The organism is Nesterenkonia sp. K-15-9-6, from assembly GCF_052656005.1.
This window is the reverse complement of the sequence record NZ_JBQYEY010000097.1, coordinates 1-229: the sequence shown is the minus strand read 5'-3', so window position 1 is coordinate 229 and position 229 is coordinate 1. Positions and strand designations below refer to the sequence as shown.

Below are 229 nucleotides of genomic sequence, written 5' to 3'. Positions count from 1 at the left end.
GCCGAAATCGAAGAAGGCGGCCTGATAGCCGCTCGCGGCGATCATGTTGGCGATCGGCACCACGGTCAGCGCGGCGCCGGCGCCGAAGCCGGCCGCGGTTGCGCCGGCGGCAAGGCCGCGCCGATCGGGAAACCACTTCAGCGCGTTGCCGACGCAGGTGCCGTACACCGCGCCCGCGCCGATGCCGCCGATCACGGCGGCGGTGTAGAGCAAAGTGAGCGAGTCCGCA

Annotated in this window: 1 pseudogene; it reads right to left on the bottom strand. The window is 71.6% G+C overall.

Annotated elements, in window-relative coordinates:
* Positions 1–213 (bottom strand): annotated as a pseudogene (locus SD455_RS16750) (hypothetical protein); the annotation flags it as partial.
* Positions 214–229: the final 16 nt, after the last annotated feature.